This window comes from Rhizobium laguerreae (assembly GCF_002008165.1).
GTDB lineage: Bacteria > Pseudomonadota > Alphaproteobacteria > Rhizobiales > Rhizobiaceae > Rhizobium > Rhizobium laguerreae.
On the sequence record NZ_MRDM01000002.1, the window covers coordinates 506,235 to 529,644 of the forward strand.

Annotated in this window: 22 protein-coding genes; 11 read left to right on the top strand and 11 right to left on the bottom strand. The window is 61.4% G+C overall.

The genetic code is table 11. The annotated features are described in order from the left end of the window. Positions 1 to 26 precede the first annotated feature (26 nt). The 3 genes from BS630_RS02770 to BS630_RS02780 all read right to left on the bottom strand — a co-directional run bounded on the left by BS630_RS02770 (position 27) and on the right by BS630_RS02780 (position 3,928). A complete protein-coding gene (locus BS630_RS02770; protein ID WP_077976176.1) occupies positions 27 to 1,088 on the bottom strand; it encodes an adenylate/guanylate cyclase domain-containing protein in 1,062 nt (353 codons plus the stop codon). A gap of 150 nt (positions 1,089 to 1,238) precedes the next feature. After that, positions 1,239 to 2,384, bottom strand: a complete 1,146-nt coding sequence (gene rnd / locus BS630_RS02775) for a ribonuclease D (RefSeq protein ID WP_027665291.1) — start codon at positions 2,382 to 2,384, stop codon at positions 1,239 to 1,241. A 152-nt stretch (positions 2,385 to 2,536) separates the two neighbouring features. Next, positions 2,537 to 3,928 (bottom strand): multicopper oxidase family protein, encoded by a 1,392-nt coding sequence (locus tag BS630_RS02780; protein WP_077976177.1) that lies wholly within the window; start codon positions 3,926 to 3,928, stop codon positions 2,537 to 2,539. A 254-nt stretch (positions 3,929 to 4,182) separates the two neighbouring features. Here BS630_RS02780 and aspS point away from each other — a divergent pair, with 254 nt between their 5' ends. Continuing rightward, positions 4,183 to 5,973 carry an aspartate--tRNA ligase gene (aspS, locus tag BS630_RS02790; RefSeq protein ID WP_077976290.1) on the top strand — a complete coding sequence of 597 codons (1,791 nt, stop codon included), beginning with the start codon at positions 4,183 to 4,185 and terminating at the stop codon, positions 5,971 to 5,973. Positions 5,974 to 6,036: 63 nt separating this feature from the next. On the opposite strand, the gene BS630_RS02795 is transcribed toward aspS, so the two are convergent. Then, on the bottom strand, positions 6,037 to 7,203 hold the full coding sequence (locus BS630_RS02795) for a serine hydrolase domain-containing protein (protein ID WP_077976178.1): 1,167 nt from the start codon (positions 7,201 to 7,203) through the stop codon (positions 6,037 to 6,039). A 66-nt stretch (positions 7,204 to 7,269) separates the two neighbouring features. Between BS630_RS02795 and BS630_RS02800 the strand changes: the two genes are divergently transcribed. Beyond that, complete coding sequence (locus tag BS630_RS02800; RefSeq protein WP_077976179.1) at positions 7,270 to 7,911, top strand: TetR/AcrR family transcriptional regulator; 642 nt, start codon at positions 7,270 to 7,272, stop codon at positions 7,909 to 7,911. Positions 7,912 to 7,970: 59 nt separating this feature from the next. Here BS630_RS02800 and BS630_RS02805 read toward each other — a convergent pair whose 3' ends face one another. Further along, complete coding sequence (locus BS630_RS02805; protein WP_077976180.1) at positions 7,971 to 9,158, bottom strand: hypothetical protein; 1,188 nt, start codon at positions 9,156 to 9,158, stop codon at positions 7,971 to 7,973. Between the two features lie 235 nt (positions 9,159 to 9,393). On the opposite strand from BS630_RS02805, the gene parC reads away from it, so the two are divergent. Continuing rightward, entirely contained in the window at positions 9,394 to 11,649 is a 2,256-nt protein-coding gene (parC, locus tag BS630_RS02810; protein WP_077976181.1) for a DNA topoisomerase IV subunit A, read from the top strand. A 158-nt stretch (positions 11,650 to 11,807) separates the two neighbouring features. Next, positions 11,808 to 12,266 (top strand): SRPBCC family protein, encoded by a 459-nt coding sequence (locus BS630_RS02815; protein ID WP_077976182.1) that lies wholly within the window; start codon positions 11,808 to 11,810, stop codon positions 12,264 to 12,266. On the opposite strand, the gene BS630_RS02820 is transcribed toward BS630_RS02815, so the two are convergent. The 6 genes from BS630_RS02820 to hemB form a co-directional block, all read right to left on the bottom strand. Further along, a complete protein-coding gene (locus tag BS630_RS02820) occupies positions 12,250 to 12,645 on the bottom strand; it encodes a type II toxin-antitoxin system death-on-curing family toxin (protein ID WP_077976183.1) in 396 nt (131 codons plus the stop codon). The two genes, BS630_RS02815 and BS630_RS02820, sit on opposite strands and share 17 nt — an antisense overlap. After that, positions 12,645 to 12,866 carry an AbrB/MazE/SpoVT family DNA-binding domain-containing protein gene (locus tag BS630_RS02825; RefSeq protein WP_020049404.1) on the bottom strand — a complete coding sequence of 74 codons (222 nt, stop codon included), beginning with the start codon at positions 12,864 to 12,866 and terminating at the stop codon, positions 12,645 to 12,647. The genes BS630_RS02820 and BS630_RS02825 overlap by 1 nt, the downstream gene beginning before the upstream one ends. A 57-nt stretch (positions 12,867 to 12,923) precedes the next feature. Then, a complete protein-coding gene (locus BS630_RS02830; protein ID WP_077976184.1) occupies positions 12,924 to 13,811 on the bottom strand; it encodes a DMT family transporter in 888 nt (295 codons plus the stop codon). Then, a complete protein-coding gene (locus tag BS630_RS02835; RefSeq protein ID WP_077976185.1) occupies positions 13,812 to 14,588 on the bottom strand; it encodes an arginyltransferase in 777 nt (258 codons plus the stop codon). Between the two features lie 199 nt (positions 14,589 to 14,787). Beyond that, positions 14,788 to 15,246, bottom strand: coding sequence for an RDD family protein (locus tag BS630_RS02840; RefSeq protein WP_077976186.1), 459 nt, complete (start codon positions 15,244 to 15,246; stop codon positions 14,788 to 14,790). 125 nt (positions 15,247 to 15,371) lie between these two features. Then, positions 15,372 to 16,385: a porphobilinogen synthase gene (gene hemB / locus BS630_RS02845; protein WP_077976187.1), complete on the bottom strand. Its 1,014-nt coding sequence runs from the start codon at positions 16,383 to 16,385 to the stop codon at positions 15,372 to 15,374. Between the two features lie 233 nt (positions 16,386 to 16,618). Here hemB and BS630_RS02850 point away from each other — a divergent pair, with 233 nt between their 5' ends. The 7 genes from BS630_RS02850 (at position 16,619) to BS630_RS02880 (ending at position 23,407) form a co-directional block, all read left to right on the top strand. Continuing rightward, positions 16,619 to 17,056 (top strand): DUF6163 family protein, encoded by a 438-nt coding sequence (locus BS630_RS02850; protein ID WP_025394019.1) that lies wholly within the window; start codon positions 16,619 to 16,621, stop codon positions 17,054 to 17,056. A gap of 128 nt (positions 17,057 to 17,184) precedes the next feature. Next, complete coding sequence (ldtR, locus tag BS630_RS02855; protein ID WP_003547156.1) at positions 17,185 to 17,700, top strand: transcriptional regulator LdtR; 516 nt, start codon at positions 17,185 to 17,187, stop codon at positions 17,698 to 17,700. A gap of 445 nt (positions 17,701 to 18,145) precedes the next feature. Then, positions 18,146 to 19,447 carry a L,D-transpeptidase family protein gene (locus tag BS630_RS02860; RefSeq protein WP_077976188.1) on the top strand — a complete coding sequence of 434 codons (1,302 nt, stop codon included), beginning with the start codon at positions 18,146 to 18,148 and terminating at the stop codon, positions 19,445 to 19,447. A gap of 217 nt (positions 19,448 to 19,664) precedes the next feature. Then, the gene (gene glyA, locus BS630_RS02865; RefSeq protein WP_077976189.1) at positions 19,665 to 20,963 is read left to right on the top strand and encodes a serine hydroxymethyltransferase; all 1,299 of its coding nucleotides are present in this window, start codon (positions 19,665 to 19,667) and stop codon (positions 20,961 to 20,963) included. A 9-nt stretch (positions 20,964 to 20,972) separates the two neighbouring features. Next, on the top strand, positions 20,973 to 21,449 hold the full coding sequence (gene nrdR, locus BS630_RS02870; RefSeq protein WP_003547190.1) for a transcriptional regulator NrdR: 477 nt from the start codon (positions 20,973 to 20,975) through the stop codon (positions 21,447 to 21,449). Positions 21,450 to 21,452: 3 nt separating this feature from the next. Beyond that, positions 21,453 to 22,796, top strand: a complete 1,344-nt coding sequence (gene ribD / locus BS630_RS02875) for a bifunctional diaminohydroxyphosphoribosylaminopyrimidine deaminase/5-amino-6-(5-phosphoribosylamino)uracil reductase RibD (protein WP_077976190.1) — start codon at positions 21,453 to 21,455, stop codon at positions 22,794 to 22,796. Then, positions 22,796 to 23,407, top strand: coding sequence for a riboflavin synthase (locus tag BS630_RS02880; protein WP_077976191.1), 612 nt, complete (start codon positions 22,796 to 22,798; stop codon positions 23,405 to 23,407). The genes ribD and BS630_RS02880 overlap by 1 nt, the downstream gene beginning before the upstream one ends. Positions 23,408 to 23,410: the final 3 nt, after the last annotated feature.

Consider the following 23,410-nt stretch of genomic DNA (forward strand, 5'->3'; position numbering starts at 1 on the left):
TTGGTGACGTGAGGTCAAGACCGTGCTCAGCCGTGCAGAATGACCGCCGGCGTGTTCAGCACGGTGACCGCGCGCGAGGAAAGCGCCATGACGCCGAGTGCCTGGCCGCGCCCCTTGACGGCATGGGTGCCGAGATCCTCGCAAGTGATGTCGTCGGGAAAATCCATGCGCCGGGCAAGCTCGCTGGAGATCAGCACCGATCGGTTCAGACTGCGGCAGAGCGTCTCCAGCCGGGCGGTGGTGTTCACCGTATCGCCGAAATAGCTGATCTTGTGATGGTCGACGCCGATTTCGGCAGTGATGATCTCGCCGCCATGGAGGGCGGCGCGGAGCTTCGGCACCTGCCCGTAATTCTTTCGCCAGCCAGCGGCATTGGCGTCGATATCGGCGAGGATATCGAAGATGCAGCGCACGCAACGCGCATCCTTGACGCCGCGGGCAAGTGGCCAGGTGATGATCGCAGCATCGCCGACATAGTCGTTGATCATGCCCTTGTGACGCCTGACGGGCTCGGCGAAGGTCGCAAACAGCGAGCTCAGCAGTTGTTGCGCCCTGAGGTCGCCGTGCTTTTCGGCAAAAGCCGTCGAATCGACGAGGTCGATGAACAGGAAGACGCGCTCCTCCCTGACCGGATTGCGGTAGCGGCTGATGAGCATGCTGAGGAAAACTTCACGACCAAGCAGTTCCCGCACGCGCAAGACGAAGATCAACATCGTGCAGACCGCAAGCGCATAGAGGAAGACCTCGAACGGCATGATGACGAGGTCGAGGAGCGACACCGGCTTCACCATGCCGAGCCACCAAAGCAGCAGGCCGGCGCAGGCAAAGCCGATGCTCATCAGGATTTCGTAGATCAGCAGCTCGGTGACGATGAAGGCGAAAGTCGGCAGCTTCTGGATGCGCCTGTAGAGTGCTCGAAACAGCACCTTGCGCTCGAAAGCGAGGATCGGCATGCCGATGAAGAGCGCGAAGATCGCCCCGACGATCGGCGTCTGATTGGAATAGAACATCAGATCATAGATGACGCCGCTGGCCGCAAGGACGATCGTGATCAGGATCCAATTCTGTGTCGGAGATATTTCCCGCATGCCGCCTCTGCGCCGTGATGTTTCTTCCCGCCATTGTTTCAGGCCGGAAAAAACCGTCAAGCGAATTCGAAATTACAGCGCCGCTGTAGCACTTTGAATGACTGCATCACGCCTTAAATCGATGCCGATTTAAGGCGTGATGCAGTCGCCTCAGAGGCTGACGGTTTCGACCTTCCGGTCGACGAAGCGCAGAGCGATCGCGCCTTGGATCAATTGCAGTGCCGGCTCGCCGAAAAGATCGCGCCGCCAGCCGTGCAGGGCAGCGACTTCGGCCTTCTCGCCCTCGGCGGCGATCCTGTCGAGATCTTCGCTATTGGCGATCACCTTCGGCGCCACGCCGTGTTTTTCCGAAATCAGCTTCAGCAGAACCTTCAACAATTCAACGGCAGCAGCGGCCCCTTCGGGCGCCTGCGCCTGGCGTGGCACATGCGGCATATCGGCCTTCGGAAGAGCAAGAGCGGTGTTGACGGCCTCGATAACCGCGGCGCCGGAAGTCGAGCGCTCCCAACCCTTCGGAATGGTGCGCAGACGGCCGAGCGCCTCGGTATCCTTGGGCTGTTGCTGGGCGATCTCGTAGATCGCATCATCCTTCAGCACCCGCGAACGCGGCACGTTGCGGGCCCGCGCCTCGCGTTCGCGCCATGCGGCGACATATTTCAGGATCGCCAGCTCCTGCGGCTTGCGCAGACGCATCTTCAGGCGCTGCCAGGCATCGTCTGGATGCATGTCGTAGGTTTCGCGCGACTCGAGAACGTCCATTTCCTCGGAGAGCCAAGAGGTGCGGCCTTCGCGTTCGAGTTCCGCCTTCAGCGACAGGTAGACGTCGCGCAGGTGGGTGACGTCGGCCAGCGCATAATCCAGCTGTTTGTCCGAGAGCGGCCGGCGGCTCCAGTCAGTGAAGCGCGACGACTTGTCGATATGGACGTTCTTGATGCGGCTGACCAACTGGTCATAGGAGACGCTGTCGCCGAAGCCGCAGACCATTGCGGCGACCTGCGTGTCGAAGATCGGATGCGGAATGAGATTGCCGCGATTGAAGATGATTTCGATGTCCTGGCGGGCTGCATGAAAGACCTTCAGCACCTTCGTATCGGCCATCAGCTCGAAGAAGGGGGCGAGATCGATGCCCTTGGCCAGCGGGTCGACGAGGACTTCCGTCGTCGGGCTTGCCATTTGGATCAGGCAGAGCTCCGGCCAGAAAGTCGTTTCGCGCAGGAATTCGGTGTCGATGGTGATGAAGTCGGACTTGGCCAGCTCTTTGCAGGCGGCCGCCAAATCGGCGGTGGTTTCGATCATATCATTTCATTCGCAAGGAAAAGGTCGGTTAAACCTTCCTTCTCCTTTCGGTTCGATATGTCAATACAACAGCATACGCTTCGAGCATTGCTGGCTAAGAATCACGTCCAAACTGAGGCACGGCGGCAATCGCGGTGAAAGTGCAGGCTTTCTCAGCTTACCCTGAGATAGCTCGTCATTCCCGTCTTCTGGTGCTCGATGATATGGCAATGCAGCAGCCAGTCGCCGGGATTGTCGGCGACGAAGGCAAGCTGCACTTTCTCGTCCGGCTGAATGAGATAGGTATCAGAGGTGAGCGGCATCACCTTCCGCGTCGAGGAGGAGATCACCGTGAAGCTCATCCCATGCAGATGGATCGGATGGGCATGCGGCGTGGTATTCTCCAGATTGAAGACATAGCTCTTGCCGAGCTTCAATTCCGCAAGCGGCGCCGTCGGATCAGGCGTGTCGCCCGGCCACGGCATCTTGTTGATGGCCCAGAAACTGTAGCCGAGCGTGCCGCAGATGCTTTCGGCTCTAGCATTCTCGGCAGTGGCGCTCAGCACCAGTGGGATCTGCTCGGCAGCGGTTAGATCGGCCTTCGGGACGGGGTTGTCGACAAGCGGCCCAAGATCGCCGATGGCGCGCTTCAACGACGATCCGATCGCGCGCAGGCTGGCGATCGTCTTCGGCGCCGTGCCGCGGATATCCTCCAGCGTCGCGACTGCGCCTTCACCATCAGGCATGCGCACGGCAAGATCGAGCCTTTGACCCGGTCCGATCTGCAGGAGGTCGAGGGAAAAACGCTTCGGCACCGGATTGCCGTCGATCGCAATCACGGTGGCGTCGGCGCCTTCCATCTTCAGCGAGAAGATCCGCGTCACGTCGGTGACGGCAATGCGCAGCCGCACCAGCCCGCCGGCCGGCGCGTCATATCGCGGCTCCTGGTGCCAGTTGGCGGTGCGCACCGTGCCGTAGGTGCCGGTCTTGGCAGCGTCGCGCGGCCGGAAGGGGGCGATGAATTGTCCCTTGCCGCCGAGCCGCCAGTCGCGCAGGTTCAGCACCACCTCGGTATCGAATTGCGGATCGGCCGGATCTTCGACGACGATGACGCCTGTCATCCCATGCCCCATCTGCGTCAGCGTGTTGCAATGCGGATGGTACCAGAAGGTGCCGGCATCGGGCGGCGTGAAGGCATAGTCGAAGCTGTCGCCGGTATAGACGTAAGGCTGCGTCATGAACGGCACGCCGTCCATGCGGTTGTCGATGCGAAGCCCGTGCCAGTGGATCGTCGTCGGTTCGTCGAGCCCGTTTTTCAGACGCGCCGCATAAGGCTGCCCCTTCCTCATCCTGAGAATCGGCGGCATGCCGTCATGGCCCCAGCTCATGATATCCCTGGTCGGTCCTGCCGCAGTCAGCATGGCTTCGGTCTTCACCGCCGTCAGCTGCTGCGGCTCGGGAGCCGCCTCGGCAAACCCGAATTTGCCGGCAATGCCGATGCCGACGCCATAAGCGCCCGCAACGGCGGATGCCTTCAAAAGGTTGCGTCGGCTAAGGAGAGGCATGCGGATGCTCCACGGTGAGAATGCCGATCCTTTTAAAGTTGACCGGCGGCTTCAGCAATACGGGAAGCGCGGCCAAACTGCCGCAGCATACCGGTCGCAGCCTCGCCATAAACGCGTGTCAAACGCTCGGCCGCGCGCGCCAAGCCTTGACAAATCGGAGCGTCCATGCGCTTTTCCGCCCGATTTTCTTGTCGGCGCTTGAGGGTCTTGGAACCCTTGCTGCCGTCTTAAGCCACATGCCAGGATTTGAGATCATGCATCGCTATCGCAGCCACACATGCGCCGCCCTCCGCAAGTCGGATGTCGGCTCGACCGTCCGTATCTCCGGCTGGGTTCACCGCGTTCGCGACCATGGCGGCGTTCTCTTCATCGATCTTCGCGACCATTACGGCATCACCCAGGTCGTTGCCGATCCCGATAGCCCGGCCTTCAAGATGGCGGAAACCGTGCGTGGCGAATGGGTCATCCGCATTGATGGCCTCGTCAAGGCCCGCACCGAAGACACCGTCAACAAGACCATGGCGACCGGCGAGATCGAGCTTTACGCACAGGAGATCGAAGCCCTCTCCGCCGCCAAGGAATTGCCGCTGCCGGTCTTCGGCGAGCCGGACTATCCCGAAGACGTCCGCCTGAAGTATCGTTTCCTCGATCTTCGCCGCGAAACGCTGCACAAGAACATCGTCAAGCGCACCCAGGTCATCTCGGCCATGCGCCGCGAAATGGGCAATGTCGGCTTTACCGAATATACGACCCCGATCCTGACGGCCTCCTCGCCGGAAGGCGCGCGCGACTTCCTCGTGCCGTCGCGCATCCATCCCGGCACTTTCTATGCCTTGCCGCAGGCGCCGCAGCTGTACAAGCAGCTGCTGATGGTTGCCGGCTTCGACCGCTACTTCCAGATCGCGCCCTGCTTCCGCGACGAAGACCCGCGTGCTGATCGCCTGCCGGGCGAATTCTACCAGCTCGACCTGGAAATGAGCTTCGTCACCCAGGAAGACGTCTGGGACACGATGGGTCCGCTGATGACCTCGATCTTCGAGGAATTCGCCGAAGGCAAGCCGGTCACCAAGGAATGGCCGCGCATCCCCTATGACGAGGCGATCCGCAAATATGGCTCCGACAAGCCCGATCTGCGCAACCCGATCGTCATGGAAGCGGTCACCGAACATTTCGCCGGCTCCGGCTTCAAGGTTTTCGCAGGCATGATCGCCTCCAACCCGAAGGTCGAGATCTGGGCGATTCCGGCCAAGACCGGTGGTTCCAGAGCGTTCTGCGATCGCATGAATGCCTGGGCGCAGTCGACGGGTCAGCCTGGCCTCGGTTACATCTTCTGGCGCAAGGAAGGTGACAAGCTCGAGGGCGCCGGCCCGCTGGCAAAGAACATCGGCGAGGAGCGCACCGACGCGATCCGGACCCAGCTCGGCCTCGATGACGGTGACGCCTGCTTCTTCGTTGCAGGCGATCCGGCGAAGTTCTACAAGTTTGCCGGTGAAGCCCGCACCAAGGCCGGCGAAGAGCTGAACCTTGTCGATCGCGACCGTTTCGAACTCTGCTGGATCGTCGACTTCCCGTTCTTCGAATGGAGCGAGGAAGAAAAGAAGGTCGATTTCGCCCACAATCCATTCTCGATGCCGCAGGGCGGCCTCGACGCGCTTCAGAACCAGGATCCGCTGACCATCAAGGCGTTCCAGTACGACGCCGTCTGCAACGGCTTCGAAATCGCCTCGGGCTCGATCCGTAACCAGTCACCGGAAACCATGGTCGCCGCCTTCGAGAAGGTCGGCCTCAGCCAGCAGGATGTCGAGGATCGTTTCGGCGGCCTCTACCGCGCCTTCCAGTATGGCGCCCCCCCGCATGGTGGCGCCGCCTTCGGTATCGACCGTATCGTCATGCTGCTCGTCGGCGCGAAGAACCTGCGCGAAATCTCGCTGTTCCCGATGAACCAGCAGGCCCAGGACCTGCTGATGGGCGCGCCGAGCCCGGCAGCGCCGACGCAGCTGCGCGAGCTGTCGATCCGGCCGATCCCGCCCGTCAAGAAAGATTGAGATCGCCTGATCCCGAATGCAAAAGCCCGGCAATCGCCGGGCTTTTCTGCTTGGTTCGGTCGGTCACAATGCCGCGTAGATCGCCTCGCGAAGATCGACCGTGAATTTTCCCCACATGCCTTCAAGCGTCGTGTTGGTCAGCGCAACGACGGTCAGCCCATTGACCGGGTCGATGAACCAGCTATGGCCGTAGACGCCGCCCCATTTCAGCGTGCCCTTGGGGAAGGGGACGCCTGCCTCGGCCGGATTGGTGATGACCGACCAGCCGAAGCCAAAGCCGGAGCCGGGTTCGTGCCGCTGGCGCTGGCCGTCAGCCTGGTCCGTCGTCATCATCCCTACAGTTTCGGTCGAGAGCAGCGGTGCGCCACCCCTGCGGATGGTGTCGAGTATGGTCAGGATATCACCCGCCGTTCCCGCCATGCCGGCGCCGCCCGAATGATAAGAGGCGGGGTCGAAGATGCGGTTCGGCGCGAAGCGGATGGGACCCATCAGCGACGTCACCAGCGCAGTCTCGCCCATCAGCGCCGGTTCGGGTGAAGCGTCCATATAGGCCGCTGCCAGCCGGCTGTGGTCGCGAACCGAAAACGCGGTATCGGAAAGTCCAAGCGGTTTCGTCACCAGTTCGGCGACGGCCGCGCCCAGCGGCACGCCGGTTTCCGCCTCGATGACGCCGCCCAGAACATCCATGGCGACGGAATATTGCCAGTCGCTGCCCGGCGCGAAGCGCAGTGGCGTGCTGGCGATCCGCCGCAGGTTTTCGGCCAGCGGCAGCCCGGGTTTGTCGAGGCCGTCGGAAACGCCGGCGCGGGTATAAGAATCGTCCTCTTCGAAGAAGCTGTAGCTGAGGCCCGACGTATGGGTCAGCAGGTGGCGGATGCGAATGGTTGCTTCACTGCCGTCAGGCAGCCTCGGCCGGAAGTCCGGCAGCCATCTCGTCACCGGGTCGTCGAGCCCGATTCTTCCCTGCTCGACGAGCCGCATTGCGGCGATGGTGACGATCGGCTTGGTGATGGAGGCAAGCCTGAAGACGGTGTCCTCGCGCATCGCCAGACCGCTTTCGCGGTCGGCAAGGCCGGCGGCGCGGCGATGGACGATCTCTCCGTCGCGGGCGATAAGCACCACCGTTCCCACAAGCCGTTTGTCGTCGAGAGCACTTGTGATGGCCGCATCGACTGCAGCTGCAAGCGATGAATTCCTGTCGGCGTCTGCCATTTCGAGGGGAAGACTCATCAGATTAAACCTTCTATAATCACAATGACCGTTCCTGAATACAGAAAGCTGCCTCGAATTTCTAGAGTGATCATTGTGAAAAATAGCCGAGACGTGGAAAATTCTACCGCCCGCCGCCGCGGCCGTCCGCCGGCCTTCGACCGCGACACCGTTCTCTCGGCGGCGCGCGAGACTTTCTGGGCGCATGGATATGAGGGCGCCTCGATCGCCGATCTCACCGCCGCCATGGGTATCACGCCGCAAAGCCTCTATGCCGCCTTCAACTCGAAGGCCGATCTCTACCGCGCTGCGCTGGAGCAATACCGAGGGCTGGGCGCCGACACTTTTTCCGTGCTCGGCGAGCCGATCGACACCGTCTCCGCCTTCGAGCGCATATTGCGGGGCTCGGCTGAGATTTTCTCGGCGCCGGAGCATCCGAAAGGCTGCATGATCTCGACGGCCGTGCTGAACTGCGCCAGCGAGAACGAGGTGATCGCCGACCATGTTGCGGCGCTGCGCCGTCGGTCGCTGGACGCTTTCACGGCGAGGATCGAGCGTGGCATCCACGAGGGCGACATGAAGCCAGAGACGACCCCCCCCGCGCTGGCACGGTTCCTCGGTGCCATCATCCAGGGCATGTCGGTGCAGGCGAGGGATGGCGCATCGCTAGGGGAGTTGCTTGATATCGCAGTCCTCGCCATCGCCGAGGTCGCCCGTCATCGCGCATGAAAACGAAAAGGCCCGGCAGCACCGAACTGCCGGGCCTTTTCGCCGCGAGATCGAAGCGATCAGTCGTTGGCGGTAACCTTGACGCCAAGCACCTGCGGCAGCGTGTTCGGAGCGCCCATGGCGGCGCCCACGATCGTCGGGAACGGCACCGGCTTTTCAGGAGCGGCCTTGACGGTCAGGCTCTTCGGATCGTCGAGGAAGGTGTTGACCGCAGCCGAAATGGCGTTTTGCAGTTCCGGGATATTGAGCTGCGCCAGCATGATCGGCGTCATCGCCTTCAACGAATCCGCCATCTGCTTGCCGGATATGTTCTGCTGTGAACCGGCATAATCGAGCGCGCGCTTGGTGATCGAGGCGTCTTCGAAACGCACCTGCGCGGCCTCGAAGGACAACTGCTGCATCAGGCCGAGCATGGCAAGGCCAAGCGCTTGTTGCGACTCTTCCTTGTTCGGGTTGGCTTCGGATTGCTTCATCGCATCCTGCAGCGACTTCACGAAGGCCATCGTGTAGCCCGAGATCTTGAAGCCAAGGTTCAGCTTGCCGATGTTGGTGAAGTCGAAGGCGAATTCCGAAATGTCGATCGTGCCGGGGGCAAGTTCCCAGGCACCCTTCATGGTGATGTCGCCCTGGATGTGCTGCAGGGCCAGCTTCTCGATTGCGTCCTTGCTCTGCGGATCCTCGGCTTTGCTGAGATCGGCTTTCATGCTTTTGAAGGCGCCGTCGAAGTCGAAGCCGGATTCGTCTTCGCGCAGCGTCAGGTTGACGTCGCTTTCGAGCACCGAGAACAATTCCGCCCCATCCTTGACCACCTTCAGCGGGCCGGTATGGGCAGTTTCGTAGAGCATCATGGTATCGAGCGTGTCGCCGCCCGGCGTTGCCGGGATCGAGATGCCGCCGAGCGTCAGCTCCTGCGCCGTGACCGTGACGCCGTCTTTCGTGGTGTTGATATCGGGGAAGGCGGCCTCTTCGATGTAATAGCCGCCATCCTCGTCTTCTTCGACGCCGGAAAGAGTGACTTCGCCAACGGCCAGGCTTTCGCCACCGGCCGATTTGACGCTGACATTCTTCAGCGTCGCGGTCGTGCCGTCGATATCGACGCTGTCAGCCGAAATGGTTCCACCTTGTGCGGCATAGGCGGCATTGAGCTTCTTCAGCAGATCGGCACCGTCGAGAGCGAAAGCCGAGCCGGCAAGCGATAAAAAGGCTGCGCTCGACAGCATCAGCCGCGTTGTCCGGTAAAAGTTCATGGGGTGGTTCCTCTGGTGGCGTGGTGGCGGTTGGAAATCTGCAGTGACGCTACTACGGATTGGACCTGCTTTATATTTGCCGACCTCTAAATTTTTGTTGAGAGGAACGGCAAACGAAGTCCAAATTGCGGCGGCGCGTTTGTCTCATCCTTTGATGACGGTCCGAAGACTTCATCCACAGCTGCAATGGCCCCGATTCCTTGCCCGCCGGCCTCTTCTGAGCTAGTCAGAACCTATGGGACAAGAGATTTTGCCGCCTTCAGGCGGAGACGACGATCACATCCAGCCGGTCGACCTCAAGGCGGCGCTCGAGCAGCGTTACCTTGCCTATGCGTTGTCGACCATCATGCACCGCGCCTTGCCTGACGTGCGCGACGGGCTGAAGCCTGTCCATCGCCGCATCGTTTATGCGATGAACGAGATGGGGCTGAGGCCGAACTCGGCCTTCAGGAAATGCGCCAAGATCGTCGGCGAGGTGATGGGTAACTACCATCCGCACGGCGACCAGTCGATTTACGATGCGCTTGCCCGTCTCGCCCAGGATTTCTCGCAGCGCTACACGCTGGTCAACGGCCAGGGCAATTTCGGCAATATCGACGGCGATAGCCCCGCCGCTATGCGTTACACCGAATCGAAGATGACGGCGGTTTCCGAACTGCTGCTCGAAGGCATCGATCAGGATGCCGTCGATTTCCGCGACACTTACGACGAATCGAATTCCGAGCCGGTCGTCCTTCCCGGCGCCTTCCCGAACCTGCTCGCCAACGGCTCCTCCGGCATCGCCGTCGGCATGGCGACCTCGATCCCGTCGCACAATGCCCACGAGCTTTGCGATGCCGCCCTGCATCTGATCAAACATCCCGATGCGACCGTCGAAAAGCTCGTCGAATTCATTCCCGGCCCGGATTTCCCCACCGGCGGCATCATCATCGACAACCGCGAAAGCATTATCGAGAGCTACCGCACCGGCCGCGGCGGTTTCCGCGTACGGGCGAAATGGCAGACGGAAGATCTCGGCCGCGGCGGCTACCAGATCGTCATCACCGAAATTCCCTTCCAGGTGCAGAAATCGCGGCTGATCGAGAAGATCGCCGAGCTGCTGATCGCCCGCAAGCTGCCGCTGCTGGAAGATATCCGCGACGAATCGGCCGAAGACATTCGTGTCGTGCTGGTGCCGAAGACCCGCAGCGTCGATCCGACGATCCTGATGGAATCGATGTTCAAGCTGACGGAGCTCGAAAGCCGCTTCCCGCTCAACATGAACGTGCTCTCCATGGGCCGCATCCCGCGGGTCATGGCGCTGAACGAGGTGCTGAAGGAGTGGCTGGATCACCGCCGCGAAGTCCTGCAGCGCCGTTCGCGCTTCCGTCTGGCGGCGATCGACAGACGCCTCGAAATCCTCAGCGGCCTGCTGGTCGCCTACCTCAACATCGATGAGGTCATCCGCATCATCCGCGAGGAGGACGAGCCGAAGCCGGTGATGATGGCGCGCTGGGATCTCACCGACAATCAGGTCGAGGCGATCCTCAATATGCGGTTGCGCGCCTTGCGCAAGCTGGAAGAGTTCGAGATCCGCAAGGAATTCGGCGAACTCACCAAGGAGAAGGGCGAGATCGAGGCGTTGCTTTCCTCCGACGACAAGCAGTGGCAGACGGTCGCCTGGGAAATCGGCGAAGTGAAGAAGAAATTCGCCAAGGCGACCGAGGTCGGCCGCCGCCGCACCCAGTTTGCCGACGCGCCCGAGACCGATGAGGAAGCAATTCAGCAGGCGATGATCGAGAAGGAACCGATCACCGTCGTCATTTCCGAAAAGGGCTGGATCCGCGCGTTGAAGGGCCATATCGCCGATACGGCGGCGCTGACCTTCAAGGAAGGCGACGGCTTGAGGATCGCCTTCCCGGCGCAGACGACGGACAAGATCCTGATCGTCACCACCGGCGGCAAGGCCTTCACGCTCGGTGGCGACAAGCTGCCGGGCGGCCGCGGTCACGGCGAGCCGCTGCGCATCATCGTCGATATGGATAACGACCAGGCGGTGCTGACCGCTTTCGTCCATGATCCCTCGCGCAAGCAGCTGATTGTCTCGACCGCCGGCAACGGCTTCGTCGTTCCGGAGGCCGAGCTGGTCGCCAATACCCGCAAGGGCAAGCAGATCATGAACGTCGCGCTGCCCGAGGAAACGCAGTTGCTCGTGCCCGTCAGCGGCGACCATGTCGCCGTTGTCGGCGAAAATCGCAAGCTGCTGGTCTTCCCCTTAGCGCAAGTGCCGGAAATGTCGCGCGGCAAGGGCGTGCGTCTGCAGCGCTACAAGGATGGCGGCATTTCCGATGTCCGCTGCTTCGCGATATCAGACGGCCTCGTCTGGGAAGACAGCGCCGGCCGCACGTTCACGAAGAACAAGGACGAACTTGCCGAATGGTTGGCCGACCGCGCCACTGCCGGTCGCACCGTGCCCAAGGGCTTCCCGCGCAGCGGCAAATTCGCCGGCTGAGGCCTAAAAATTCCGCGCCCGACTCTTGGCGGGCGCGACAATTCCTCTATTTCACTCCTGTTACCAAAAATATGAACAGGCCGGCTCCGAAGGCGGACGGAATGGCCGTGGCCCGTGCGCTTGGGGAAAGTGCGCGCGCCATTAACGGAGGAAAATCGATGCCCGCCAACACCATCAAATTGCATGTCAGCCACACCTACAAAGCGCCGCCCGCTGTCGTCTACGACGCCTGGCTCAACCCCGAAATCGCCCGCCGCTTCTTGTTTGCGACCGATGACGGTCATGTCATTCGCGCCGATATCGATCCGCGTGTCGGCGGCCGTTTCTTCGTCGTCGACCGCCGCCCGACCGGCGACGCTTTTCATCAGGGCGTTTTCCTGGAATTGAAGCGCCCGCAGCGCATGGTCTTCAGCTTTTCCGTCGAGGAGCATGATCACAATTGCGACCGCGTCGAGATCGACATCGAGCCTCTCGACGGCGGCAGTCGTCTGACGCTGACCCATGAAATGTGCGCCGAATGGGCCGAACAGGAGGAAAAGACCAGGAAGGGCTGGGCTCATGTGGTCGAGGGGCTTGGCAGGGAACTGGAGCCGCAGCAGTTCAAGGCGACGGGTTGAGCGGTATGGAGAAATCCCGCAGGAAGCGGGTCGCACCTTCTTCGTCGATCTCGCCGGCGGCGACGGCAAGAACGAAAGCGTAGAGATTGGCATCGGTCGTTTCGATCTCGTAGCCGTTTTCGAGAAGGAACACACCGGCGGTTACGATCGCGATCCGCTTGTTACCGTCGACGAATGCGTGGTTGCGGGCAAGGCCGAAAAGATAGGCGGCGGCGAGTTCGATGACGTCGTCGCAGCCGTAATTTGCCTTGTGCATCGGCCGGCCGAGAGCCGATTCCAGCGCGCCTTCGTTACGCAGTCCTGCGAGACCGCCGAACCGCTCGATCTGCATTTTCTGCAGGCTCTCCACCAATGGTCTCGTTAGGAATTTGAAGGCCATTATTCGGCCAGCTTTTTCAAGGCGACCTTATACTTGTCCATGAAATATCGCGCCGCCTCGAGTTGACGAGACAAATCCTCATCGGCCGGCTTCAAAGTGATGCCGCCGTTTTCCATCTGCAATTCCAATGAATCGCCGGCCTTCAACCCAAGGCGGTCGAGGGTTTCCTTAGGGATGATAACACCCTCGGAATTTCCGATCTTGCGGATTGTGACGTTCATCGCTTTGTCCTCTGTGGTAACGGAGTTATAACATGAGGTCGAGCAGACGACAATGTATTAACGCGCCATTTGCCTGATGCTTCTTCTTTGCACCATCCAGACGGAATGCGCTGCGATCGCCATCACCAGGATGCCGCCACCGATCAGCGTCATCGGCGCCGGCGTTTCCGCAAAGATCAGCCAGACCCAGATCGGTGCGAGCACGGTTTCGAGCAGGTAGAACATGCCCACCTCCGGCGCGGAGAGGTAACGCGGCCCGGTCGCCAGACACCAGAGGGCAAGCGGCATCATGACCGCGCCGTTAAAGAGGATCCAGGCCGGATGCTCGATCGAAAAACTGCCTGCCGGCATGATTAAGATCAGGCCGACCGCCGCCGGCAGCACCGTCGAAAGCAGCGAGACAAAGCCCATCTCCCGGCGGGATGCGCGGCTGATGGTGATGGCGGCGGCAATGATGAAGGCGGTAAGCAGCGCCATGATATCGCCGAAGAGATGGCCGCCCGAAAGCCCGTCCCGCACGATCAGGCCGACGCCGAAGATCATCGCCGCCATGGCGATCAGCGTTGCCAGCGCCGGCCGCTCCTTAAGGAAAATCCAGGAAAGAAGCGCGGCGAACATCGGATTGAAGGCGACGATGAAAACGACATTGGCCGTCGAGGTGTTGAAAACGGCGAGAAGGAAGACCACCGTCGTCAGGCCGTAGAGCAAACCGGTGACGAGGCCCGGCCAGCCCGGCACCAGCAGAGGCCAGCGCCCATTGGCGATCCTGAGCACTGCGGCGACCAGAAGCGTCACGCCAAGGGTCGCGATACTTCTCGCGGCCAGGATCGACCACAGCTCGCCGTCGGCGAGCCTCATCAGCGGGATATCCACGGAAAGCGCCAGCCCGCCGATCGACGTCAGCAGCAGGCCCTTCCGATGGTCGGAAAGAGCGGTGGGGAACATTCAGTCGTGGGTGCTCTCGGGCATGGATGAGGGATCGAAGCGTTCCCAGCCGCGCGGGGTCAGATGCTCCTGCGGCTGGAAGCGGGTCTTGTAGTCCATTTTCCGCGACCCTTGAACCCAGTAACCGAGGTAGACATGCGGCAGTCCCAGCACTTTCGTGCGCCTGACATGATCGAGAATCATGAAGGTGCCGAGCGAACGCCGCTCAAGCGCCGGATTAAAATAGGAATAGACCATCGACAACCCGTCGCTCATCGTGTCGGTCAGCGCAGCGCCAAGCAGCTCGCCCTTCGGGCGCTGCTCCAGTCCCGAGCCTTCCTCACGCAGGCGATATTCGATGATTCTCGTATTCACATGCGTGTCTTCCACCATGATTGCATAGTCGAGCACGGTCATGTCGGACATGCCGCCCTGCTGGTGGCGAAAATCGAGATAGCGTCGGAAGAGCGAATATTGCTCGCTGGAAGGCTGGGCTGCGAATTCGGTGGCGATGACGTCGGAATTAGCGGCAAGCACCCGCTTCATCGATTTCGTCGGTTCGAATTCCTGAGCGAGAATTCGCACGGAAACACAGGCGCGACAGGATTCGCAGGCCGGGCGATAAGCGATGTTCTGCGAGCGGCGAAAACCGCCCTGCGTCAGGATGTCGTTCATCTCGGCGGCGCGCGGGCCGACCAGATGGGTGAACACCTTGCGCTCCATCTCATGCGGCAGGTACGGACACGCAGCCGGAGCCGTCAGATAAAACTGCGGGGATGGCGTTGTCTGCGTATTCATTTGTCGCGGAAATTTCCTTGTCGAGACCGTGCCGTTTCCTGACAGCATGACCTAAGAATAAAAAACGTCAACAGCCGGGCACTTTTCGCCCTTCATATCAGTCTTCTAATTTCAGATATGGAGCGCTTGCGCCCACCGGCAAAGGGAGGGCGGAGACTTTATTTGGTCTCCGCCACGTCAGGGTTTCTCAGCTAAAGTCTCAGGCCGTGCGCACCGTCGCCGTGCCGACCAGCAGGTCGTGAACGAGACGGCTGCGTTCGATGAACAGGCCGGCAAGCAGGATGAGCGGCGTCAGTATCGAGTTGAGGATCCAGAACAGTGCCAGATGCACGATCGCTGTCATGAAATCCATCGGCCGTCCATCGACGCGTACGATCGCGATCCCCATGGCGCGCATGCCGAGCGAGGCCTGGCTCGGCCCGCCCACCGTCAGGCCGAAGTAGATACCGGCGACGATGACGAAGAGGGCAGGGTAGAGAAAGAAGCCGAGCCCCAGCGTAACGATCGACAGGAAGAACAGCACGATCGCCGCGGGAATGCAGAGCAGCGCCACGATGACGTAGTCGAGGATGAAGGCGAGGACCCGGCGGCTCAACACGCCGCTATAGGCGCGCCAGTCCTCCGGTGCGGCATAAAGCGGATTGGGGTTGTAGCTCATCTCAATCTCCTCAGGAAAAGCGATGCCGCTGATATGGTATCGGCAGGGCAAAATGCAATAATTCTAAATCAACGAGCATGATGTCGTCCGAAAACCGCGCGCACTTTTCGGCATCAAGCTCCAAATCACCGCTTTGCAAGAATTCTCGCCACTTCGACCGCGAAATAGGTGAGGACACCGTCGCAGCCCGCCCGCTTGAACGACAGCAGCGTTTCGAGCATCGCCCGCTCGCCGTCGATCCAGCCATTCGCCGCCGCGGCCTTGATCTGCGTATATTCGCCGGAAACCTGATAGGCGAAGGTCGGCAGGCCGAAGGCCTCCTTCATCCGCCAGCAGATATCGAGATAGGGCAGGCCGGGCTTGACCATCAGCATGTCGGCGCCTTCCTCGACATCGAGGGCCGCGTCGCGGATTGCCTCAGTGCCGTTGGCGGGGTCGAGATAATAGGTCTTCTTGTCGCCTTTCAGCAGCCCGCCCGTCGAGATCGCCTCGCGATAGGGGCCGTAGAAGGCGGAGGCGAATTTCGTCGCATAGCTCATGATGCCGACGCTCTGGTGGCCGGCCGCATCGAGCGCGATGCGGATCGCGCCGATGCGCCCGTCCATCATCTCCGACGGGGCGATGATGTCGGCGCCGGCATCTGCCTGCATCACGGCGGCGCGCGCGACCTGGTCGACGGTTTCGTCGTTGACGATCTCGCCGCCTCTGAGAATGCCGTCATGGCCGTGGCTGGTGAAGGGATCGAGCGCGACGTCGGTGATGATGCCGATATTGGGCACCGCCTTCTTGATCGCCGCCGTCGCCTGATTGATCAGGTTGTTGGCTTCGAGGCTGTTCGAGCCGGTCTCGTCGCGCAGTTCCATCTCGATATTCGGAAAGGTAGCGAGTGCGGGTATGCCGAGGCCGGCCGCCTCCCGCGCGGCTTCGACGGCCTTGTCGATGCTCATCCGGTTGACGCCGGGCATGGCAGCGATCGGATCGACGATGCCGGAACCCGGCACGATGAAGATCGGCCAGATCAGGTCGTCGACGGTAAGCCGGTTCTCCTGCACCAGCCGGCGTGTCCAATCCGCCTTGCGGTTGCGCCGCATGCGGCGATGGCCGGTGATGTCGTCGACGAGATGAGTCCTGTCCTGCATGATATCTGTCCCTGGCCCATTCCATTTATCGGAGCGCTCATTATCATGGCGCCTGGAAAATCCAAATCGGACGATTGGCCGCGGCGGAAGAACCTCTGGCGCATGATGCCGATAATCGGAATCGATTTTTCGGGGGTATGCGCAAACTCAAAGTGATAAAGCGTTCTCCAGCGCGTCTTGTCAGACACGCGGTGTTCTTTATGAAGATGCAACCCCAAACCGATGTCTGCGCTATGGAAACCGAATCCCCGACGATACCAAAACGCACACTGGCGGATATCCTCTTCATTCTCTTCCTGAGACTGGTTGCCTTATCCTGCTTCTGGTTCGGCCTGCAATATTGGGCGATGCTCGTCGGCTATTCGCTGGTCGGCGCCGGCCGCTTCGATCTTTTGAGCCTGCCGTGGAAGGTGGCGAGCACCAGCCTCGCCGTCCTCTTCCCCGTCGCCTCCCTCGGCCTCTGGCTCACCGTCTCCTGGGGGCCGGTCATCTGGGTGCTGGCCGCCGGCGGACAAATCCTCATGTATGGCCTGCTGCCCGATATTTTCGGCCCCAACCAGCTGATCATCCTGCTGCATGTCATCGTCGCCGTGGTCTACTTGATTTTCCGCCTGCTGCTCTGGCTGGAAAAGCGCCGGCATCGCCGTCAGGTAAGTGTTGATTTACCCTGAGACAACGTGGAGTTACCGGTAAGGCTCTGTTAAGCCTGCGGTTTAAGTCGAATTTTATATGTATTCGATAGGGTCTCACTCAAGGCGGGAAGAAAACACACCGCCAAACAAACAGTGAGGCAGTCAATATGAACACGAAAATCAAGCCACAGGCGGTATCGACCTTCCGTGACCAGCAGGACCACGACATCCGTGATCTTTACATGGAATCCCTTCATCTCGTTGAACGTCTGCACCGTCGTCTTCTCGACGTCATCAAGGACGAATTCGACCGCCAGGGTCGCAGCGACGTCAACGCCATCCAGGCGCTGCTCCTTTTCAACATCGGTAATTCCGAGCTGACCGCCGGCGAGCTGCGCTCGCGTGGCTACTATCTCGGCTCCAACGTCTCCTACAACGTCAAGAAGCTGGTCGATCTCGGTTTCATCAACCACCAGCGCTCGCGCATCGACCGCCGCTCGGTCCGCATCAGCCTGACCGAAACCGGCCAGGACATCGCCGAAACGGTGGCCAAGCTCTACGAACGCCACATCGCCTCGATCGACAAGGTCGGCGGCATCGGCACCGACGAGTTCACGCAGATGAACAAACTGCTCCAACGTCTGGACCGTTTCTGGAACGATCAGATTTTGTACCGCCTTTAAGACCCCTGACCTCCTTCCAGGGTTGACCAAAACCGGATGCGTCCCTGCGTGTCCGGTTTTGCCGTTTGCTCTTGCGTGGCATCTTTGCAACGCAGGGCAGGCCAAGCGTTCTCGCTTGTATTCAAGCCGTTTTTTAGCCGTTATTAACCGGCACGCTTTACCCCGTCATATGGTTCGTTGCGTCCTGTTTCCGGCAGTCGGCAAGTCCGGCTTCCCACTGGCAACACGAATTGGCCATATTGGTGTGGCAGCGGAAGGCTTAACAACCGGCGCTTTCAATGGACCGATCAGGAATGTTCAGGCTGCCGCATCGCAATCTTGTGATGGGGCAAGCGGAATTTTTCGGTGCGCCGGAACAACGAGTGGACTGGGATCTGCGTTTACGCGCAGTGATATCGCAAAAGGCCGCAGATTCTTTTTATAGCGGCATTCAGTGGTTGGGACTATGTCGAAGAAAAACGGAATTGAAGCTCTCTCGCGCCGCGCCTTCCTTGCGTCCGCGGCGACGGTTGGCGCCGGTGCGCTTGCCGCGCCGGCATTCGCGCAATCGGCGCTCGATACGCTGATCAATGCGCCGCGCCGCGGCAACTGGGACGACCAGTTTGACGCCAAGGCGGCTTCGCGCACAGCGACCGCCATGGTTTCCAACACGCCGATCCTCGGACCGCAATCGGTCGCGAGCGCGCAGCAGGCAATTATGCAGTATCAGCAGATCGCCGCAGCCGGCGGCTGGCCTGAGGTCAACCCCGGTGACCAGCGCCTCCAGCTCGGCGTCAGCTCTCCCGCCGTCCAGGCGCTGCGCCAGCGCCTTGCGATCACCGGCGATCTGCCACGCGAGGCCGGCCTGTCCAACGCCTTCGATTCCTATGTCGACGGCGCCGTCAAGCGCTTCCAGGCGCGTCACGGCCTGCCGGCCGATGGCGTTCTCGGCGAATTCACGCTGAAGGCGATGAACATCCCCGCCGATGTCCGCCTGCAGCAGCTGAACACCAATGTCGTCCGTCTGCAGACCTTCCCTGAAGACTTGGGCCGCCGTCATCTGATGGTCAACATCCCGGCCGCCTATGTGGAGGCTGTTGAAGACGGCAGTGTCGCGACGCGCCACACCGCGGTCGTCGGCCGTCTCAGCCGCCCGACGCATCTCGTCAATTCGAAGATTTACGAGGTCATCCTCAATCCTTATTGGACTGCGCCGCGCTCGATCGTCGAGAAAGACATCATGCCGCTGATGCGCAAGGATCCGACCTATCTCGAAAAGAACGCCATCCGTCTGCTCGACGGCAAGGGCAATGAAGTCGCCCCCGAGACCATCGACTGGAACGGCGAGGCGCCCAACCTGATGTTCCGTCAGGACCCCGGCAAGACCAACGCCATGGCGTCGACGAAGATCAACTTCTACAACAAGAACGGCGAGTACATGCACGACACGCCGCAGCAGGGCCTGTTCAACAAGCTGATGCGCTTCGAGTCGTCGGGCTGCGTCCGCGTTCAGAACGTGCGCGACCTGACGAACTGGCTGCTGCGCGAAACGCCCGGATGGAACCGCCAGCAGATGGAGCAAGTGATCGCAACCGGCGTCAACACACCGATCAAACTCGCCGCGGAAGTTCCGGTCTATTTCGTCTATATCTCTGCCTGGGGCATGCCCGACGGCATCGTCCAGTTCCGCGACGACATCTATCAGATGGACGGCAATGCCGAGCTGGCGCTCGACACCACAGCTGGCATGGAACAGCCGGTCCAGTAAGCGGCGACCTCTGCATCGCAATTTGAAAACCGCGCTTTTTCGGGCGCGGTTTTTTTATGTCGGAGAAGCGGTTCTTGAGATGGCCGCCAAAGATCGGCACGGAGCGACCGCAAAAGAGCGTGAGCGCGCGCTTTGCTCAGCAAATGTCGTTCTTCGTATTGCTCTCGCCACGGCGGAAGGCTAATACCTCAGCGCATTCCAGTTGAGGAGCCCGCCCATGACCAATGCTTCCACCGAATCCTTCTTCAATCGCTCGCTTGCGGACGTCGATCCGGACATTTTCGGCGCGATCGGAAAGGAACTCGGTCGCCAACGGCACGAGATCGAACTGATCGCTTCTGAGAACATCGTCTCCCGCGCCGTGCTGGAAGCCCAGGGCTCCATCATGACCAACAAATATGCCGAGGGTTATCCCGGCAAGCGTTATTACGGCGGCTGCCAGTTCGTCGATATCGCCGAGGAACTAGCGATCGAGCGCGCCAAGAAGCTGTTCGGCGTCAATTTCGCCAACGTCCAGCCGAATTCCGGTTCGCAGATGAACCAGGCTGTGTTCCTGGCACTGCTGCAGCCCGGCGATACCTTCATGGGGCTCGACCTGAACTCCGGCGGCCACCTCACGCATGGTTCGCCGGTCAACATGTCCGGCAAGTGGTTCAACGTCGTCTCCTACGGCGTGCGCGAAGGCGACAACCTGCTCGACATGGATGAAGTCGCCCGCAAGGCCGAGGAAACCAAGCCGAAGCTCATCATCGCCGGCGGCACTGCCTATTCCCGCATCTGGGACTGGAAGCGCTTCCGCGAGATCGCCGACTCGGTCGGCGCCTATCTGATGGTCGATATGGCCCATATCGCCGGCCTTGTCGCCGGTGGCGTTCATCCGTCGCCGTTCCCGCATTGCCATGTCGCGACGACGACCACCCACAAGTCGCTGCGCGGCCCGCGCGGCGGCGTCATCCTCACCAATGACGAGGATCTGGCGAAGAAGTTCAATTCGGCTGTCTTCCCGGGTCTGCAGGGCGGCCCGCTGATGCACATCATCGCCGCCAAGGCTGTGGCCTTCGGCGAGGCGCTGCAGCCGGAATTCAAGGATTATGCCGCCCAGGTCGTCAAGAACGCCAAGGCGCTTGCCGAGACGCTGATGGCAGGCGGCCTCGACGTCGTCTCCGGCGGCACCGACAACCACCTGATGCTGGTCGACCTGCGCAAGAAGAATGCCACCGGCAAGCGCGCCGAGGCAGCGCTTGGCCGCGCCTACGTCACCTGCAACAAGAACGGCATTCCCTTCGATCCGGAAAAGCCCTTCGTCACGTCGGGTGTGCGGCTCGGCGCGCCGGCCGGCACCACCCGCGGCTTCAAGGAAGCCGAATTCCGCGAAATCGGCAATCTCATCGTCGAGGTCCTCGACGGTCTGAAGGTCGCCAATTCCGATGAAGGCAACGCCGCTGTCGAAGCCGCTGTGCGCGGCAAGGTGGTCAGCCTCACCGACCGCTTCCCCATGTACGGCTACATGGGATAAGGAGTAGGGATGCGCTGCCCCTATTGCGGTTCGGAAGATACTCAGGTCAAGGATTCGCGCCCGGCGGAGGACAACACGTCCATCCGCCGGCGGCGCATCTGCCCGGATTGCGGCGGCCGCTTCACCACGTTCGAGCGCGTGCAGCTGCGCGAACTGATGGTCATCAAGAAGACCGGCCGCAAAGTGCCCTTCGACCGGGACAAGCTGGTGCGATCTTTCGAAGTGGCGCTGCGCAAACGCCCGGTCGAGCGGGACCGCATCGAGCGCGCCGTCTCCGGCATCGTCCGGCGGCTTGAAAGCTCCGGCGAGACCGAGATCTCCTCCGAACAGATCGGCCTGCAGGTGCTGGAAGCGATGAAGAGCCTCGACGATGTCGGCTTCGTGCGCTACGCCTCGGTCTATCGGGATTTCTCGCTTGCCGAGGATTTCGAGAAGGTCATTTCCGAAATCAACGCCAAGATCGCCCGCGACCCGCTGGACAGGTGAGCCATGAGCATCACGCCGCATGACGAACGTTTCATGGCGGCGGCGATCCGCCTGTCGCGCTGGCATCTCGGCCGCACCGCCACAAACCCCTCCGTCGGCTGCCTGATCGTCAGGGACGGCGTCATCGTCGGCCGGGCGGTGACGGCGCTCGGTGGCCGCCCGCATGCCGAGACGCAAGCACTCGCTGAAGCCGGCGCGCTCGCCCGCGGCGCCACTGCCTATGTGACACTCGAACCCTGCTCGCATCACGGCAAAACGCCGCCCTGTTCCGAGGCGCTGATCGCCTATGGCGTTGCCCGCGTCGTGATCAGCGTCGCCGATCCCGACCGGCGTGTCTCCGGCCGCGGCATCGCTATGCTGCGCGAAGCCGGCATAGAGGTGGATACCGGCGTGCTGGCGGCCGAGGGCCGGCACTCGCTTGCCGCCTATCTCACCCGCCAGACGAAGAATCGCCCGTATGTGACTCTCAAGCTTGCCGTTTCCGCCGACGGCATGATCGGCCGCGCAGGGGAAGGGCAGGTAGCGATAACAGGCCCGGAGGCCCGCGCCCAGGTGCAGGCGCTGCGCGCCGAAACCGATGCGATCCTCGTTGGCATCGGTACCGCGATTGCGGATGATCCGCTGCTGACGGTACGGACGCCAGGTCTTGAATCGCAATCGCCGATCCGCATCGTGCTTGATCCCTCGCTGGCTTTGCCGCTGACGAGCAAGCTCGTCGCGACGGCGCGCGAGGTGCCGGTCATCGTGGTGGCGAGCGAGGAAGTATGGCCGTTGTCGGCTGATGCGGAGGGTTTACCCCCCTCTGCCCTGCCGGGCTACCGGGGTCGAGCCACGGGTCTCGACCCGTCCTTCGGACCCCCCGCAGGTGGGGAGATCGGCGAGAGGCGACATCCGAATTCCCCAGTTTCCGATGGTGATGGTTTCGCCTTGAGGCAAGACGTAGGGCAAGGGGCTAACCCCGATCCGATCTCCCCCCTTGTGGGGGAGATGCCCGGTAGGGCAGAGGGGGGTGCCTCACCCGCTGACATGGACTCCCGCCGCGCAGCCCTCGAAGCCGCCGGCGTCGAGGTGCTCTACTGCAATCCCTATCATCCGGAAGTCCTGTTGCCGGCGCTCGCGACGCGCGGTATTTCCTCGCTTCTGGTCGAGGGCGGTGCAAAGACGGCGCGGCTTTTCCTCGAAGCTGGCCTCGTCGACCGCATCCAGCTTTATCAGGCGCCCGGTGTCATCGGCGAGCGCGGTATTGAATCTCCGCTGCTGACAACCGACATACCATCGGGTTTTGTCCATACGGGCACGCTGATGTTCGGCGAAGATCGCCTGGACGAATACGAAAGAGGGCTTTGATGTTCACCGGAATAGTCACCGATATCGGTACGATCGAATCCGTTTCGCCGCTGAAGGAGGGTATCAAGCTCCGCGTTGCGACGAGTTACGACCCGGCGACCATCGATATGGGCGCATCCATCTCTCACTCCGGCATCTGCCTCACCGTCACTGGCCTGCCGCAGGAAGGCAGCAATGGTCGCTGGTTCGAGGTCGAGGCCTGGGAAGAGGCGTTGCGGCTGACGACGATCGGCGCCTGGGAGGAGGGCAGCCGCATCAATCTCGAACGGTCGCTGAAGATCGGTGATGAACTCGGCGGCCACATCGTTTCCGGCCATGTCGACGGCAAGGCGGAAATCCTCTCGGTGACAGCAGAAGGCGACGCCACACGCTACCGCCTGCGCGCGCCCGAACATCTGGCGAAATTCGTCGCCCCCAAGGGTTCGATCGCACTCGACGGCACCTCGCTGACGGTCAATGCGGTCGACGGCACGGATTTCGACGTGCTGCTCATCCGCCACACGCTCGAGGTCACCACCTGGGGCGATCGCAAGGCCGGCGATTTCGTCAATTTCGAAGTCGACACCATGGCGCGTTACGCCGCCCGGCTGGCGGAATTCCCGAGCGCATAAGTG

Bases quoted from the DNA above. Each gene is read 5' to 3' on its own strand.
- BS630_RS02770 (WP_077976176.1), bottom strand. From the start codon at position 1,088: ATGCGGGAAATATCTCCGACACAGAATTGGATCCTGATCACGATCGTC.
- rnd (WP_027665291.1), bottom strand. From the start codon at position 2,384: ATGATCGAAACCACCGCCGATTTGGCGGCCGCCTGCAAAGAGCTGGCC.
- BS630_RS02780 (WP_077976177.1), bottom strand. From the start codon at position 3,928: ATGCCTCTCCTTAGCCGACGCAACCTTTTGAAGGCATCCGCCGTTGCG.
- aspS (WP_077976290.1), top strand. From the start codon at position 4,183: ATGCATCGCTATCGCAGCCACACATGCGCCGCCCTCCGCAAGTCGGAT.
- BS630_RS02795 (WP_077976178.1), bottom strand. From the start codon at position 7,203: ATGAGTCTTCCCCTCGAAATGGCAGACGCCGACAGGAATTCATCGCTT.
- BS630_RS02805 (WP_077976180.1), bottom strand. From the start codon at position 9,158: ATGAACTTTTACCGGACAACGCGGCTGATGCTGTCGAGCGCAGCCTTT.
- parC (WP_077976181.1), top strand. From the start codon at position 9,394: ATGGGACAAGAGATTTTGCCGCCTTCAGGCGGAGACGACGATCACATC.
- BS630_RS02815 (WP_077976182.1), top strand. From the start codon at position 11,808: ATGCCCGCCAACACCATCAAATTGCATGTCAGCCACACCTACAAAGCG.
- BS630_RS02820 (WP_077976183.1), bottom strand. From the start codon at position 12,645: ATGGCCTTCAAATTCCTAACGAGACCATTGGTGGAGAGCCTGCAGAAA.
- BS630_RS02825 (WP_020049404.1), bottom strand. From the start codon at position 12,866: ATGAACGTCACAATCCGCAAGATCGGAAATTCCGAGGGTGTTATCATC.
- BS630_RS02830 (WP_077976184.1), bottom strand. From the start codon at position 13,811: ATGTTCCCCACCGCTCTTTCCGACCATCGGAAGGGCCTGCTGCTGACG.
- BS630_RS02835 (WP_077976185.1), bottom strand. From the start codon at position 14,588: ATGAATACGCAGACAACGCCATCCCCGCAGTTTTATCTGACGGCTCCG.
- BS630_RS02840 (WP_077976186.1), bottom strand. From the start codon at position 15,246: ATGAGCTACAACCCCAATCCGCTTTATGCCGCACCGGAGGACTGGCGC.
- hemB (WP_077976187.1), bottom strand. From the start codon at position 16,385: ATGCAGGACAGGACTCATCTCGTCGACGACATCACCGGCCATCGCCGC.
- BS630_RS02850 (WP_025394019.1), top strand. From the start codon at position 16,619: ATGGAAACCGAATCCCCGACGATACCAAAACGCACACTGGCGGATATC.
- ldtR (WP_003547156.1), top strand. From the start codon at position 17,185: ATGAACACGAAAATCAAGCCACAGGCGGTATCGACCTTCCGTGACCAG.
- BS630_RS02860 (WP_077976188.1), top strand. From the start codon at position 18,146: ATGTCGAAGAAAAACGGAATTGAAGCTCTCTCGCGCCGCGCCTTCCTT.
- glyA (WP_077976189.1), top strand. From the start codon at position 19,665: ATGACCAATGCTTCCACCGAATCCTTCTTCAATCGCTCGCTTGCGGAC.
- nrdR (WP_003547190.1), top strand. From the start codon at position 20,973: ATGCGCTGCCCCTATTGCGGTTCGGAAGATACTCAGGTCAAGGATTCG.
- ribD (WP_077976190.1), top strand. From the start codon at position 21,453: ATGAGCATCACGCCGCATGACGAACGTTTCATGGCGGCGGCGATCCGC.
- BS630_RS02880 (WP_077976191.1), top strand. From the start codon at position 22,796: ATGTTCACCGGAATAGTCACCGATATCGGTACGATCGAATCCGTTTCG.